8 protein-coding genes and 1 riboswitch are annotated in these 15333 nt (G+C 71.0%); of the genes, 5 read left to right on the forward strand and 3 right to left on the reverse strand.

The window, feature by feature from the left end; all coding sequences use genetic code 11:
- Positions 1-173: 173 nt before the first annotated feature.
- The gene (locus ACFO6Q_RS15865; protein ID WP_380022076.1) at positions 174-785 is read right to left on the reverse strand and encodes a TetR/AcrR family transcriptional regulator; all 612 of its coding nucleotides are present in this window, start codon (positions 783-785) and stop codon (positions 174-176) included.
- Between the two features lie 91 nt (positions 786-876).
- Positions 877-3663, reverse strand: a complete 2787-nt coding sequence (locus ACFO6Q_RS15870) for a TonB-dependent receptor domain-containing protein (protein ID WP_380022077.1) — start codon at positions 3661-3663, stop codon at positions 877-879.
- Between the two features lie 668 nt (positions 3664-4331).
- Here ACFO6Q_RS15870 and ACFO6Q_RS15875 point away from each other — a divergent pair.
- The 5 genes from ACFO6Q_RS15875 to ACFO6Q_RS15895 all read left to right on the forward strand — a co-directional run bounded on the left by ACFO6Q_RS15875 (position 4332) and on the right by ACFO6Q_RS15895 (position 14317).
- Positions 4332-7895 (forward strand): S8 family serine peptidase, encoded by a 3564-nt coding sequence (locus ACFO6Q_RS15875; RefSeq protein WP_380022078.1) that lies wholly within the window; start codon positions 4332-4334, stop codon positions 7893-7895.
- 111 nt (positions 7896-8006) lie between these two features.
- On the forward strand, positions 8007-8966 hold the full coding sequence (locus tag ACFO6Q_RS15880; RefSeq protein ID WP_465251710.1) for a bifunctional enoyl-CoA hydratase/phosphate acetyltransferase: 960 nt from the start codon (positions 8007-8009) through the stop codon (positions 8964-8966).
- The gene (locus tag ACFO6Q_RS15885; RefSeq protein WP_380022079.1) at positions 8963-10144 is read left to right on the forward strand and encodes an acetate/propionate family kinase; all 1182 of its coding nucleotides are present in this window, start codon (positions 8963-8965) and stop codon (positions 10142-10144) included. Before ACFO6Q_RS15880 ends, ACFO6Q_RS15885 begins: the two co-directional genes overlap by 4 nt.
- A gap of 25 nt (positions 10145-10169) precedes the next feature.
- A riboswitch (cobalamin riboswitch) is annotated at positions 10170-10442 on the forward strand.
- A gap of 205 nt (positions 10443-10647) precedes the next feature.
- Positions 10648-12939, forward strand: coding sequence for a 5-methyltetrahydropteroyltriglutamate--homocysteine S-methyltransferase (metE, locus tag ACFO6Q_RS15890; protein ID WP_380022080.1), 2292 nt, complete (start codon positions 10648-10650; stop codon positions 12937-12939).
- A 196-nt stretch (positions 12940-13135) separates the two neighbouring features.
- Positions 13136-14317: an amidohydrolase family protein gene (locus tag ACFO6Q_RS15895; protein ID WP_380022081.1), complete on the forward strand. Its 1182-nt coding sequence runs from the start codon at positions 13136-13138 to the stop codon at positions 14315-14317.
- 97 nt (positions 14318-14414) lie between these two features.
- Here the strand turns inward: ACFO6Q_RS15895 and ACFO6Q_RS15900 are convergent, their stop codons facing one another.
- Positions 14415-15296, reverse strand: coding sequence for a LysR family transcriptional regulator (locus ACFO6Q_RS15900; protein WP_380022082.1), 882 nt, complete (start codon positions 15294-15296; stop codon positions 14415-14417).
- Positions 15297-15333: the final 37 nt, after the last annotated feature.

Genomic DNA, 15333 nt, shown 5'->3' on the forward strand with positions numbered 1-15333 from the left:
CGCAGACAATTGGAGCAACATCAATCGTTTATTTCTCGATTCCATTTCTATACAGATATACGAAAATTCGACATCGTTATATCTTTCCATTGATTAATTCGTCCCCTTTTATCATTCATTTGTCGGCATTTTTCCGGCGTTTTTCGGGAATCGCACCGGCGAATCGCGCAATGTCAGGCGGGGCGGCCGGAGGACGGCGAAGCATCGACCTGCCGGGCGAGAAAATCGCTCGTCGCCGATTCGTCGAAGACGTCGGGCATGCAGCGCTGCAGCGCCGGACCGAGCAGCGCCGGCCCCAGCGCGAGCAGCAGGAACTGCAGCGATCGATCCGTGCTCTCCGGCCCGGCCGCGCCGCGACGCGGCTTGCGCACCAGGCTCCGCGCGAGCGTCAGCAGCGACTGCAGCAGCAGCGCGCCTTCCGGCGTCGGCTCGACGACGGTGACGCGGCGCAGGTACTCGCGCACGTCCGGCTGCGAGGCCATCAGGTCCCCGATGCGCCGGGCGAACGCGCCCAGTGCGGTTTCGCCGGCGAAATCGGCAGGGTCGTCCGCCGCGGCGGCTGCGGCCTGCTCGAATCGCCCGGCGATCCAGCGCTCGACCGCCTCGCGCAGCCGCTGCTTGTTGCCGAAGTGGTGGGCGATCAGCGTGGCGGAAACCTGTGCCTCCTGCGCGATCACGCGCAGCGGCGTGCGTGCATGGCCGTGCGTCGCGAACCGGTGCAAGGCGGCCTGCAGGATGCGCTCGCGGCGGTTCGGCTCGCCGGACCGGATTCCGCTCGTGCCCATCGAACCTCCCCGACGCGCGCGCCGGAAAGGCGCTCGGTGCACAGACGTGCAACGGCGACAATCCCCTACCCGGCGGGCACCGGGCCCATGTTCAGAAGCGGTACGCGGCGCGGAACGTGTAGTAGCGGCCGACGGCGTCCTCGAACGCGGCGTTGTAGCCGCCGGCGGCTTCGTCGTAGTAGCGCGGCGAGCGGTCGAACGCGTTGTTCACGCTCAGCGTGAACGTCCAGTGCGCGATGCCGCCGTAGGTGAGATTGAGGTTGGCGAGCAGCAGCGGCGGAACGGCGCATTTGCCCAGCGCCGACTTGTACTGCGGACACGGCGAAGCGGAGTCCGCGTAGGGCTCCAGCTCGTACGATCCGACGTAGCGCAGGTACGCCGCACCGCTCCAGTCGCCGCGCGTCCAGCGCAGGCTCGACACGCCGGTCAGGCGCGGCGCGTCGGCGTAGCCGGCACTCCGCGACACCGGCACGCCGGGGGCGATGCGGCGATCGAGCGTGTCGAGATAGTTCAGTCCCAGGCCCAGGCGGAAGCGCCCGGCGTTGCCCGCGTCGAGGTCCCAGCGCGCTTCCGCATCGGCGCCGCTGGTGACGGTCCTGGCGAGGTTGGCGAACGCATTGTCGACCGCGACCAGCTGGTCGTCGCCGTTGCGCTGCAGGAAGCCTTCGAACTGCTGCGGATGGTCGAACACGTAGGCCAGCGGCGCGGCGGCGATTTCGTTGTCGCGCACGCTGCGGTACAGGTCCACGCTCAGGCTGAACGTCGCCGACGGCGCCCATACGGCGCCGAACGCCGTCGTCACCGACTTCTCCGGACGCAACGCAGCGTTGCCGCCCATGCTGATGTCGAGCTGGCAGGCGCTCTGGCCGTCGGCCGTGGCGAGTTCGATCGCGCACGGCCCGGCCGACTGCGGAATCCAGACCGTGCTGGAAGCGGGCACGCCGCGCGGCTGGTGCAGTTCGAGCAGGGTCGGCGTGCGGTAGCCGGTCGAGCGCGACGCGCGCAGAACCAGGCTGTCCAGCGGAGCCCAGCGCAGACCCAGCACCGGCGTGGCGTGCGCGGCGAAGCCGGCGGTCTTCTCCAGCCGCCACGCCAGCGATGCGTCGACGCGCTCGACGATCGGCAGGTCGAATTTCAGGTAGGCCGCGGAGGAATCGCGCTCGAGCGACTGCGCGTATTCGCGCGGCTGGTTCAGCAGCTTGCCCGCCGTGAGTTCCCTGCCCGGCTGCTGCTCGATGCCTTCGCGACGGATCTCCACACCGGCCGTCATCGACGCGGCGCCTGCGGGCAGGTCGAAGAGGTTTCCGGAAGCGTCCAGCGAGAATTCGTCCAGCGACGTGCGTCCCCTGCGCCGGATCTGCGGGGCCATCGCCTCGCGCAGCGCACGGCTCGGCGGCGCCTCGCCGAACGAATAGTCCTCGCCGTCGATGGAAAGGATGTCCGAGCGCACGAGTCCGTCGATGACGTCGTCGACGCGATTGCGCTGCACGCTCGCGTCGGCGCCCCAGTTCCAGTCGCCGAGCGTTCCGCGCACGCCGGCGTCCACGCTCAGCAGAGTCGATTCGGTGCGCTCGCGCACCGTCCCGATGTCGTCGAACGAATACAGCAGCGCGAACGGGTCCTGCGCCGAAACCTCCCGCGGCAGCGGCAGGAATACCGTGGCGCCCGACGGCGCCGCCTGCTGCCGCTGCAGCAGGTCGCTGGCGCGAAGATCCAGATGCAGGCGGGTCGATTCGCCGAGCGGGACGTCCAGACGTCCGAGCACCGACTTGCCGACCTTGCCGGTCTGCAGCGTGGTGTATCGCGCCGAATCGAGCAGGCAGGTGCCGTCGGCAGCGAGCGCGGTGCGGCAGCCCGGCGCGGCGGCGACGCGCACGCCGCCGTCGTCGCCGAAGTAGAGATAGTTGCCGCGAAACGAATACAGGCTGCGCAGATCGAGCAGGCCCTGCCGCCTCTGGTCGAGGCTGTACCAGGAGCGCTGCTCGCCGAGCAGCGGATCGGCGTGCAGGTACGACACGTTCAGCAGCAGGCCGATGCCGCTCTCGGTGCGGGTTCCCCACAGCAGCGAGGTCTGCTGCATGCCGGCGTCGCCACGGGCCGACTCGCCGGCGGAGGCGCTGATCTCGGTGCCGGAGAAGTCGTGGCGCAGGATGACGTTGACCACGCCGGCGACCGCGTCCGCGCCGTAGATCGCCGAGGCGCCGTCGCGCAGGATCTGGATGCGTTCGACCATCGCCAGCGGGATCGCGTTGAGATCGGGCACGGTGCCGCTGCCGTCCTGCGCCAGGCCGTAGCCGGCGATGCGCCGGCCGTCGACGAGGAACAGCGTGCTCTTGCTGCCGAGCCTTCGCAGGGCGACCGCCGCCGCCCCGGCGGCGCCGGTGCGGAAGTTCGCATCGCTCGACGAGGCCATCGCCTCGGGCTGGTTGGCGACCTGCATGCCGGGCTGCGCCTTCAGCAGATCGAACAGCGTCGCGTAGCCGCTGGCGTCGATCTGCTCGCGCGTGATCTCGGTGACCGGCGTCACTCCCTGCGCGGCGAGGCGCTGGAAGTCCTCGTCGCGGACGGTCACGGTCGACAGTTCGGTGGTCATCGCCGGCGCCGGAACCGGCACGCGGATCTCGCGCGGCTCCTCCTTCGCCGCCGGTTTCGGCAATCGCCTGACGATGAAGGTTCCGTCGGCGACGGCCAGCGCTTCCAGCTCGCTGTCGCGCAGCAGGCGCGCGAGTGCCGCCTCGACCGAGTAGCCGCCCTGCAGGCCCGGCGTGCGCCGGCCCGAGACCAGCGTCGAGTCGTAGAGAAGCTGGATACCGCTCTGCTGCGCGAATTCGCCGAGCGCCGCGGACAGCTCGCCGGCCGGCAGGCGATAGGCGTGCATGCGCGACGCCGCCGAGGCGGTCGAAGCGAAAGCGCAGAAAACGTGCAGGACCAGACCTGTCCCGGCGAGCACGAGAGCGTTCGCGCGCAATGCGTCGACTCCGGATCTTCTCCATCCGCACAGGCCCGCGCGCTCGCGATCCGCGCCGGCCTGTTGCTGCGTTGCCCCACTTCGGCGCGCCCCGCTGCGGAGAAGGCTCCGATCCGGTGACGCGGCCAGCGACCCGCCGCCGTCCTCGCTCCGGAAAGATGTGCAAGCGAAAACCCTGCGGCGATTCGATCTTAGGCACAACGCATCCGGCGGAGAAATAGGCCGTCGGCCACGATGTCGGGCGGCGCGATGCCGCCTGCACGGCGCGCGAGCGGCCGTCCAGGGCCTTGTAGCGCGCCGCGGCGACCACGACAGGCGATCGATGCGCAACCCGGCGCACCGGGCAGGACACGATTGTTGACAGTCGACGGCGGCGCGCCGCGGACCGCGCCTACGAACGGATTGGTACGAACGCGGCGTTTTGTACAGTGCGCTGCGCGCGGGCACGAGTTCATCCAATGGCGGCACGCCGGCGCGGCCGATATCGTCCGCTTCGAATTCGATCGGATGCGCCGCGGCTTCCTTCGGGACGTCCGCGCATCCGCTCGCACGCTCCGGATTCCTTCGAGGACGCTTCCATGCCCGTACGCACTGCCCGTACCGCCCTGCTCTCCGCGCTCGTTCTCGCGCTCGGCTGGCCGGCTTCCGATGCACGCGCCGCCACCACCACGGTCGCCGCCGCGCCGCTGCCGCTGGATGCGCTGGACGCCGCGCGCGCCGATTCGCGCCGGCTGATCCTGCAGGCGGGCGCGTTCGATCCGGCCGCGCAGCGGCTGGACGTTTCCGCCGTCGGCGCGGCGGACGCATCGCAGCCGACGTCGTACGCGATCGTGCAGCTCGACCCCGACCATCTCAAGGCCGCGCGGCGAGAGCTGCTTGCGCGCGGCGTGGAACTGCTCGGCTACGTGCCGAACAACGCCTACTACGCGCGCCTGGACGCCGCGGCGCTGGAGAGCGTGCGCAAGATCGCCGGCGTGCGCTGGGCCGGCGCGCTGCAGCCGGCGATGAAGCTCGATCCGCAGCTGTGGCGGTCGCGGCGCACCGCCGCCACGGCGAGCCAGGAAGACGGCGGCCACGAGATCGTGCTGTCCGCTTTCCGCGGCGCGTCTTCGGCGCAGATCGCCGCGACCCTGCGCAAGCGCGTGCCGGGCGTGGAGATCACCGCGCGCAGCGAGCGCGCGCAAGCATCGCCGTACGTGCGCGCACGCGTCGCCGACGCGGCGCAGCTCGACGCGCTGGTGCGCGAGGCCAGCGCGATCGACGGCGTCCGCTACGTCACGCCGTGGGTGCAGACCCGGCTGACCAACGCCGGCTCGGTCGGCGCGATCCAGGCCAATTCGACCTCGATCTGCGCCGGCAGCGGCGCGGTCTGCGGACCGAGCCCGCTGTGGGACCAGGGCCTGCTCGGCAGCGGCCAGATCGTCGCCGTCGCCGATTCGGGCACCACGCCGGACGCGGCCTGGTTCGCCACCCTCGACAAGGGCAGCGGCGCGCACACCGAAGTGACCTTCGCCGACGATCCGCCGCCGCTGCCGCCGGCGATCGGCCGCCTGTATCCGGACAACAAGATCATCGGCTACTGGACGCAGCCCGGTAACGTCGCCTACGACTACTACTCCGGCCACGGCACGCACGTCACCGGCAGCGTGCTCGGCGACGCCGCCGGCACCTTCGGCGCGTCCAGCTTCCTGCCGTCCACGCCGCTGCTGCCCAGCCACGACCTGGCCGACGGCATGGCGCCGAACGCGCAGCTGCTGATGCAGGACATCGGCGGCACCAGTCCGCGCAACGTCAACGCCGGCGACGTCGAAGACCTGCTCGAACAGGCGCATGCCGGCGGCGCGCGCCTGCACAACGACAGCTGGGGCGGCGCCGAGAACGGCCTGTACGTTGCCGACGACGCCGCGGTCGACCGCGTCACGCGCCGGCGCGAGGACCTGCTGGTCATCATCGCCGCCGGCAACAACGCCGACGGTCCGGTGCAGACCGGCTCGCCGAGCAACGCCAAGAACGCGCTCAGCGTGGCCGCGCTCGATCACGCCGGCAGCACCGCGCACGCCTGGTACTCGAACCTCGGCCCGGCGGCCGACGGCCGCATCAAGCCCGACATCGCCGCGCCGGGCACGGACATCATCTCCGCACGCAACACCACGGCCTCCTCGCCGGTCTCGGCGACCGTGCGCGCGCCGCAGTCGCGGCCCGACTCGGGCACCTCGATGGCCGCGCCCACGCTCACCGGCAACGCCACCCTGGTGCGGCAGTTCTTCACCGACGGCTTCTACCCGCGCGGCGAGCGCAGCGCCGCCGATGCGCTCAACCCGACCGGCGCGATGCTCAAGGCGGTGCTTCTCAACGGCACCAATCCGCTCGCCTCGCCCGACTGGCCGACCGGCGAGAACGGCTGGGGCCGCGCCTGGCTCGACGGCAACCTGTGGTTCAAGAACACCACGCCCGGCGGCGACGACAGCCGCCGCCTGCGCCTGTTCGAGCGCGTCAACGCGGCCGGCCTGGAAACCGGCGATGCGAACGAGTACGTGATCGAGAACGTCGCCGCCGGTCTCGAGCTGCGCGCGACGCTGGCCTGGTTCGACGTCGAAGCCGCGCCCGGCGCGGCCTCGACCCTGGTCAACGATCTCGACCTCGAAGTGGTCGCGCCGGACGGCACGGTCTATCTGGGCAACCACTTCAGCGGCGATGCATCGGTCGCCGGCGGCAGCGCCAACGCCAAGGACACCGTCGAGCAGGTGCGCTTGCCGACGCCGGTCGCCGGCCGCTACACGATCCGCGTGAAGGCGGGCAACGTGCCCGGCGACGGCAGCGACGGCTCCGACCGGCAGGGCTACGCACTGGCGCTGTCGGCCGCCTTCGCCCTGCCCGATCCGGCCGCGTTCCCGGCGCCGACCGCGCTGACCGCGGCGAGCAACGGCGACGCCGGCGTCGGCATCGGCTTCACCGCCGCTGCCGGCGCGCAGGGTTTCCAGCTCTACCGCGCCGACGGCGACTGCAGCGCGAACGCGGCCGACTTCCACCTGGTCGCCAGCGGAACCGCAGCGCCGCTGACCGACGACCGCACGCAGGGCGGCTATTCCTACGCCTACCGCGTGCGCGGCGTGCAGGGCGACGTCGAAGGCGAGCTGTCGGAAAGCTGCGTCGCCGTGGTCTCGCAGGACGCCTGCACGCGCCTGCCAGGCTTCGACACGCACTCGCTGCTCGCCGACGGCGCGAACGCGAGCTGCAGCGTCGATCTGGCGTGGGCGACGGCAGCCTCGCAATGCCCGACCACCTCGACCATCACCTACACGGTGCTGCGCGACACCGACCCGTACTTCAGCGCGCCGACGACCCTCGCCGACGACCTCGCCACGCCGGCATTCACCGACACCGGCGTCGGGAACGGCACGCCGTACTTCTATCGCGTGTTCGCCAACGACTCGCTCGGCAACGCCAGCCCGGTGTCGGACACGCTCGGCGTGACGCCGACCGGCGCCGACGGCCCCGATCCGAACGCCTACCTCGACGACGCCGACACGCACGTCTACGCCACGCTCCAGTCGCCGTGGCAGATCACCAATACCGAGGCGAGCGCGGGCACGCTGAGCTATCACAACGCCCGCGACGGCGGCGTGTATCCGTCCAGCACCTGCGCCAGCCTGGAGACGCCGCCGCTGCGGCTGCCGGCCGGAGCCAGCCTCGGCTACCAGGCGCGCTACGACCTCGAGCACGAATGGGACGGCGTGGTCACCGAGATCTCGACCGACGACGGCGCGACCTGGACCGACCTGCCGCCGGACGGCGGCTATCCGAGCACGTTCGACCAGACGCAGGGAACCACCCACGCCGACGCGCCGGCCAATGCCTGCGGCTACGCCTACACGCACGGCGCGTTCAACGGCGTCAGCACCAGCGCCGACCCGGCCGATCCGGACAACGGCGAAGCGACGCCGGTGTTCCTCGGCTTCGGCTCGGATCTGGCCGCCTACGCCGGACAGACCGTACGCATCCGCTGGCGCTTCTCGTCGGACAGCGGCTCGGAATTCACCGGCTTCTGGCTCGACGAGGTACGCATCGGCGGCGGCGCCGCCGCCGACCTGATCTTCGCCGACGGCTTCGAACAGGGCGGCGGCGGCGCCATGTGCCACTGACCCGACGCATCGTGCCGGCGTCCGCACGGGACGCCGGCACCGCCTCATCTTCCGTCCGACACGTTTCCGCACGATCATCGGGGCGACCCGATCCCTTCGCGCGGAGCCGCCATGAACGACCTGTCACCCGCTTCCTCGCCCGCGGGCGGAATCCGCGCCGGCGCGAGCACCCTGCTCGAGCAGGCACAGACGCTCGGCGCGATCCGCGTCGCCGTGGTGCATCCGTGCGACGAAACCAGCCTCGGCGCCGTGCTCGAGGCGCGTGCCGCCGGCCTGGTCGATCCGCTGCTGGTGGCGCCGCGCGAGCGGATCGAAGCCGTCGCGCGGCAGGCCGGCTTCGATCTCGACGGCATCGCGATCGAGCACGTGCCGCACAGCCACGCCGCGGCCGAGCGCGCGGCGGCGCTGGCCGCCTCGGGCCGCGTCGAGGCCCTGATGAAGGGCAGCCTGCACACCGACGAACTGATGAGCGCCGTGCTCGCCCGCGAAGCCGGCCTGCGTACCGCGCGGCGCGTCTCGCACTGCTATCTGATGCAGACTCCGGCCTATCCGCGCCCGTTCATCATCACCGACGCGGCGATCAACATCGCGCCGACGCTGGAGGAGAAGGCCGACATCGTGTGCAACGCGATCGACCTCGCGCGCATCATCGGCGTGGACACGCCGCGCGTGGCGATCCTCGCCGCGGTGGAGACGGTCAATCCGCGCATGCAGGCCACGCTCGACGCGGCGGCGCTGTGCAAGATGGCCGACCGCCGCCAGATCGAAGGCGGCGTGCTCGACGGCCCGCTCGCGTTCGACAACGCGGTCTCGGCCGACGCCGCGCGCATCAAGGGCATCTCCTCGGAAGTGGCCGGGCGCGCCGACGTGCTGGTGGTTCCGGACCTGGAAAGCGGCAACATGCTGGCCAAGCAGCTCGAATACCTCGGCGGCGCCGCCAGCGCCGGCATCGTGATGGGCGCGCGCGTGCCGGTGATCCTGACCAGCCGCGCGGACCCGGGCGAAACGCGCGTGGCCTCCTGCGCCGTCGCCGTGCTGGTGGCCAACCGCTACCGCGCGGTGAAGCCGTGAGCGAACGCATCCTGGTCCTCAACTGCGGTTCCTCCAGCATCAAGTTCGCGCTGTTCGACACCGCCGAGCCGCTGCCGCGCACGCCGGCCTGGAACGGCAAGGTCAACGGCATCGGCAGCGACCGGCCCACCCTGGACGAACGCGGCGAGCCGCGGCGATCGGTGCCACTCGACACCGCGCAGCCGTACCACGCCGCGCTGGCGCTGATCCGCGAGCGCGTGCAGGCGCGCCTCGACGGCGCGCAGCTCGTCGCCGTCGCGCATCGCGTCGTGCACGGCGGTGCGAAGTACTTCGAGCCGGTCCGCGTCGACGCCGCCGTGCTGGCGGACCTGCGCGACTACATTCCGCTCGCGCCGCTGCACCAGCCGTTCGCGCTCGACGCGATCGGTGCGCTGCTGCAGGCGCGGCCGGACCTGCCGCAGATCGCCTGCTTCGACACTGCCTTCCACCACACGCTGCCGGACGTGGAGAAACTGCTTCCGCTGCCGTACGACGCCTGGCAGCGCGGCCTGCGCCGCTACGGCTTCCACGGCCTGTCGTACGAATACCTGTCGATCGCGCTGGCCGAACGCTACGGCGATGGCGCGCGCGGCCGCACGATCTGCGCGCACCTGGGCAGCGGCGCCAGCCTGTGCGCGATGCGCGAGCTGCGCAGCGTCGCCACCACGATGGGCTTCTCCGCGCTCGACGGCCTGATGATGGGCACGCGCTGCGGTTCGCTCGATCCGGGCGCCCTGCTCTACCTGATGCAGATCGAGCGGCTCGGCGTCGACGAGGTCGCCGACCTGCTCTACCACCGCTCCGGCCTGCTCGGCGTCTCCGGCGTGTCGTCCGACCCGCAGGTGCTGCTGCCGCGCGAAGCCGGCGACGAACGCGTGCAGCTGGCGCTGGCCCTGTACGTGCGGCGCATCGTGCGCGAGATCGGCGCGCTCGCCGCCGTGCTCGGCGGCCTCGACCTGCTGGTGTTCACCGCCGGCATCGGCGAACACAACGCGATCCTGCGCGAGCGCATCGGCCGCGAACTCGGCTGGCTCGGCGTCGCGATCGACGAGGAAAGCAACGCGCGCCATGCGCCGGTGATCTCGGCAGCCACCAGCCGCGTCACCGTCGCCGTCGAGCCGACCAACGAGGAATGGATCGCCGCGCGCCACGCCCTGGCGCTGGTCGCGCACACCTGAAGCTTGACGCCGCGAGGCACGCCGGCTACGGTGCGCCCGCCGACGGTTTCATCCCTCTATCCGTATAGAAGGATGAATTAATAGGGAAGCCGGTACGGTCCTCGCGACCAACTCCGGCGCTGCCCCGCAGCGGTGTGTGGAAACGACCTTCGCCAATAGCACTGGTTCTGCGCGACCTGGAAAACCGCCCGCACGGCGGTTTTCCGCGAGTCGGACCGGGAAGCGGCGAACACTAGGCGGAACCCGCGAGCGTTCCTCGTCCACGAGCCCGAAGACCTGCCCCGGCCCGGGAGAAATCCCGGTCTGACCTGGAGCTTCCGTGGGGAAGCGCCGGAGCGCACGCGCGGCCCGCCCGCGCGCGCCTTCCCGCGCCCGCGCCACGTCGTTCCGGATCGCCCGAGGGGGCGAAGGTCGCTGGCGTGGCGGTGCGTCCCTTCGCGGGAGGCGGCGGCGCGCGGTTCCTTCGTTCCTCACTGCCCATCACGCATGAGGAAACGCATCCAATGACTCTCGTTACGAATCTCGGCTTCCCGCGCATCGGCGCGAAACGCGAACTGAAGTCCGCGCTGGAAGGCTACTGGCGCGGCGAACTCGACGCCCGGCAACTGCAGGAGACCGCCGCGCAGCTGCGGCATGCCCACTGGCGCCTGCAGCGCGAAGCCGGCGCGGACGTCGTGCCGTGCAACGACTTCTCGCTCTACGACCACGTGCTCGACACCGCCTTCCTGCTCGATGCGATCCCGGACCGCTACCGCGCGCTGGCCGATCGCGATCCGCTCGCCGGCTATTTCGCGCTGGCCCGCGGGGTGCAGACCGGCGGATTCGACCTGCCCGCGCTGGAAATGACCAAGTGGTTCGACACCAACTACCACTACCTCGTGCCCGAGCTGCACGCAGGACAGTCGTTCCGCCTGCGCGGCGACAAGCCGCTGGCCGAATACGTCGAAGCGCGGCAGCTCGGCCTCGACGCACGGCCGGTCCTGCTCGGGCCGGTGAGCTTCCTGCTGCTCTCCAAGACCACCGACGGCAGCGACCGCCTGCAGCTGCTCGATCGCCTGCTGCCGGTCTACGCCGAGCTGCTGCAGCGCCTGCACGCCGCCGGCGCGACCTGGGTGCAGATCGACGAGCCCTGCCTGGTGCTCGACCAGGACGCCGACGACCACGCCGCCTACCGCCGCGCCTATGCCGCGCTTGCCGCCGCGCAGGGCCCGAAGCTGATGCTGGCGACGTACTTCGGCGCGCTCGGCGACAACCTGGCGCTGGCGATGGAACTGCCGGTCGACGGCCTGCACGTCGACCTGGTCCGCGCGGCGCCGCAGATCGACGCCGTGCTCGATGCCCTGCCCGCCGGACGCACGCTCTCGATCGGCGTGGTCGACGGGCGCAACATCTGGCGCGCCGACCTCGATGCGGCGCTCGACCTCGTGCGCCGCGTCGCCGCGCGCATCGGCGCGCAGCGGCTGCAGCTCGCGCCGTCGTGCTCGCTGCTGCACGTGCCGGTCGACACCCGGCTGGAGACCGAACTGCCGGCGAACATGGTCGCCTGGCTCGCCTTCGCGCGGCAGAAGATCGACGAGCTGCGCGTGCTGGCCGACGCCGCCAACGGCGCGTTCTACACCGCCTCGACGCTCGAACTGGCGCGCGAGCGGCGCGAATCGCGGCGCACCTCGCCGAAGGTGCACCGGCCGCAGGTCGCGCGCCGCCTCGATGCGCTGGATGAGGTGCAGGTGGCGCGCCGCTCGCCGTACGCCGAACGACGCCGCGTGCAGCACGAACGCATGCGCCTGCCGGCGTTCCCGACCACGACGATCGGCTCGTTTCCGCAGACGCGCGAGGTGCGCCAGGCGCGCGCCCGGCATCGCGGCGGCAAGCTGTCCGACGCCGACTACGACGCGTTCCTGGCCGCGGAAACCGAGCGCTGCGTGCGTATGCAGGAGGAGATCGGCCTCGACGTGCTGGTGCACGGCGAATTCGAGCGCAACGACATGGTCGAGTATTTCGGCGAACGGCTCGACGGCTTCGCCTTCACGCACAACGGCTGGGTGCAGAGCTACGGCTCGCGCTGCGTCAAGCCGCCGGTCATCTACGGCGACGTGCAGCGGCCGGCGCCGATGACGGTGCGCTGGTCGCAGTACGCGCAGTCGCTGACCGAGCGGCCGATGAAGGGCATGCTGACCGGACCGGTGACCATGCTGCAGTGGTCGTTCGTACGCGACGACCAGCCGCGTGCGACCACCTGCCGGCAGATCGCGCTGGCGCTGCGCGACGAGGTGCTCGACCTGGAACAGGCCGGCATCCGCACGATCCAGATCGACGAACCGGCGCTGCGCGAGGGCCTGCCGCTGCGGCGCGCCGACTGGCCTGCGTACCTGGAATGGGCGGTGGACTGCTTCCGCATCAGCGCCTCCGGCGTCGCCGACGACACGCAGATCCACACCCACATGTGCTACTCGCAGTTCAACGACATCATCGACGCGGTGGCGGCGATGGACGCCGACGTGATCTCGATCGAGACCTCGCGCTCGCGCATGGAGCTGCTCGATGCCTTCGTGCGCTTCCGCTACCCGAACGAGATCGGCCCCGGCGTCTACGACATCCATTCGCCGCGCCTGCCGTCGGTGGAGGAGATGACCGCGTTGCTGCGCAAGGCCGTCGCGGTGCTCGACGCCGGCCAGATCTGGGTCAACCCGGACTGCGGCCTGAAGACGCGCGGCTGGCCGGAGACGCGCGCGGCGTTGCAGGCGATGGTCGAGGCGGCGCGCCGGCTGCGCGCGGCGTCGGCGCAGGCGGCCTGAGGTCCGGCGCATCGCCGCGCCCGCGCGCGGCGATGCGCTTGCGGCGGTTGCATCCGTTCCTGATCATTCGGATTTCGAATAGGCCTTATCAATCCATTTCATTGGGAAATGGTCGGTCCGGGCGCTAGGCTGGAAATCCGATTCTCCGCGGGCGATCGTCGTGCCGGCCACGGCGACCGCCCACCAGGACCCTGCGATGACCGACCGCCTCTTCGCCAACGCCGTGGACATCCACGGCCATCCGCTGCGCCTGGCCGTCCGCGACGGACGCTTCGTCGAGGCCGGCGTCCAGCCCGCCGCGGCCGAGGTCGTCGATCTGCGCGGCGCGCTGGTGCTGCCGGGCTTCGTCGACGGCCACATCCATCTCGACAAGAGTTTCGTCGGCGACGTCTGGCGGCCGCACGTGCCCGCCGCCACCCTGCGCGAACGGCTGGCCGTCGAGAAGCGGCTGCTCGCCCAGGCCAAGCCGATGGTCGAACGCGCCGATGCGCTGATCGCACAGGCGGTTTCGTTCGGTACACTCGCGATGCGCTGCCACGTCGACGTCGACGCGACCACCGGCCTTTCGCATCTCCACGCGGTGCTGGAAGCCGCGGAAAAATGGCGCGACACGGTCGCGATCGAGATCGTCGCGTTTCCGCAGGCCGGCGTCGCGTCGTGCCCGGGCACCGCCGAGGTGCTCGACGCCGCGATGCGCGAAGGCGCCGACGTCGTCGGCGGCATCGATCCGAGCGCGCTGGACGGCGATGCAAAAGCCCAGCTCGACGTCGTCTTCGGCCTCGCCGAACGGCACGGCGCCAGGATCGACATCCACCTGCACGAGCCCGGCCAGCAGGGCATCGAACAGCTGCTGCGCATCGCGTTCCGCACCGCCGCCGCCGGCCTGTCCGGCCGCGTCGCGGTCAGCCATGCCTACGCGCTGGGCGAGGTTGCACCCGACACTCTGGAACGCACCGCCGCCGCGCTCGCCGCTGCCGGCGTCTCGATCATGACCAACGCGCCGGGCGACCGCCCTTTCCCGCCGGTGCGGCGCCTGCGCGAGGCCGGCGTGCGCGTGTTCGCCGGCAACGACAACATCCGCGACGCGTGGTGGCCGTACGGCAACGGCGACCTGCTGCAGCGCGCGATGCTGATCGGCTACCGCTCCGGCTTCCACACCGACGACGAACTGCGCATCGCGCTCGATCTCGTCACGCACGCACCCGCCTCGGTCATCGGCTTGAAAGACTACGGTCTGAGCCCCGGCGACGAAGCCTCCTTCGTCGTGCTGGACGCCCGCAACGGCGCCGACGCCGTTGCCGGCGTGCCCTGCGCCCGGCGCGTGGTCGTGCGCGGCGAATGGCTGCCGGCCCGCGCCAGCTCTCTCTCGACCGGATGAGAAAACGACTTCTTCGCCTCTCCCGCCAACGGGAGAGGGGGAACTGAAGTCTCACGCCAGTACGCCCCGCCAGCGACGGAGCGGGAGCGCACGATCGCTATCTCCGCTCCCGCTCCAGCATCCGGCGCAATTCCTCCGCCAAGTCCCTGACGATCGGATCGGCCGTCGGCCGGTGCAGCAGCGCGACGTCCATCGTGTCGATCGCCGGCAGCCCCTTCCTTCGCGTCAGCACGACGTGCTCCGAGGTGACGGCGCGCGCGGGAAGCAGGCTGATGCCCAGGCCGCCGGCGACCGCGGCCTGGATACCGGAAAGGCTGGAGCTGGTGAAGCTGATGCGCCAGCTGCGCCCGAGGCCTTCGGCGACGCGGATCATCTCGTCGCGGTAGAGCCCGCGCAGCGGGAAGGTCACCAGCGGCAGCGGGTCGGTGTCGAACGCGGGATGCCTGGCGCTGTCGATCCAGCGCAAGGTTTCCGGCCAGCGTGCGACGGCTTCGCGGCTGTGGCGCTTCTGCTTGAGCACGACGAGGTCGAGTTCGCCGCGGTCGTAGCCGCCGCCGAGATCGCGGCTCAGTCCCGTCGTCACCTCGAGCTTCACCTGCGGATGCCGCCGGCCGAACGCGGCGAGCAGCGCCACCGTGCGTCCGGCCGCGAAATCGTCGGGCACGCCCAGGCGCACCGTCATCGCCACCGCTGCGCCCGCCAGCACGTCGAGCGTCTCGTCATTGAGCTCGAGCATGCGGCACGCGAGCGCGAGCAGGGCCTCGCCGGCGTCGGTCGCACGCACGTCGCGGCTGGTGCGCTCGAGCAGGCGATGGCCGCTCATTTCCTCCAGGCGCCGGATCTTCTGGCTCACCGTCGACTGCGTCGAATGCAGCCGCGCGGACGCGGCGGTGAAGCTGCCGCAGTCGGCCACCGCAACGAGGGTCCGGAGCAGGTCCAGATCGAACAGCGGCCTATTCGGTTTTGCGATGGGTTTCATTCGAATATTTCGCTTTCAAATGCCCGAACGCGCTTCT

The sequence above is a fragment of the Dokdonella ginsengisoli genome, from assembly GCF_042652785.1.
Taxonomy (GTDB): Bacteria; Pseudomonadota; Gammaproteobacteria; order Xanthomonadales; family Rhodanobacteraceae; genus Dokdonella_A; species Dokdonella_A ginsengisoli.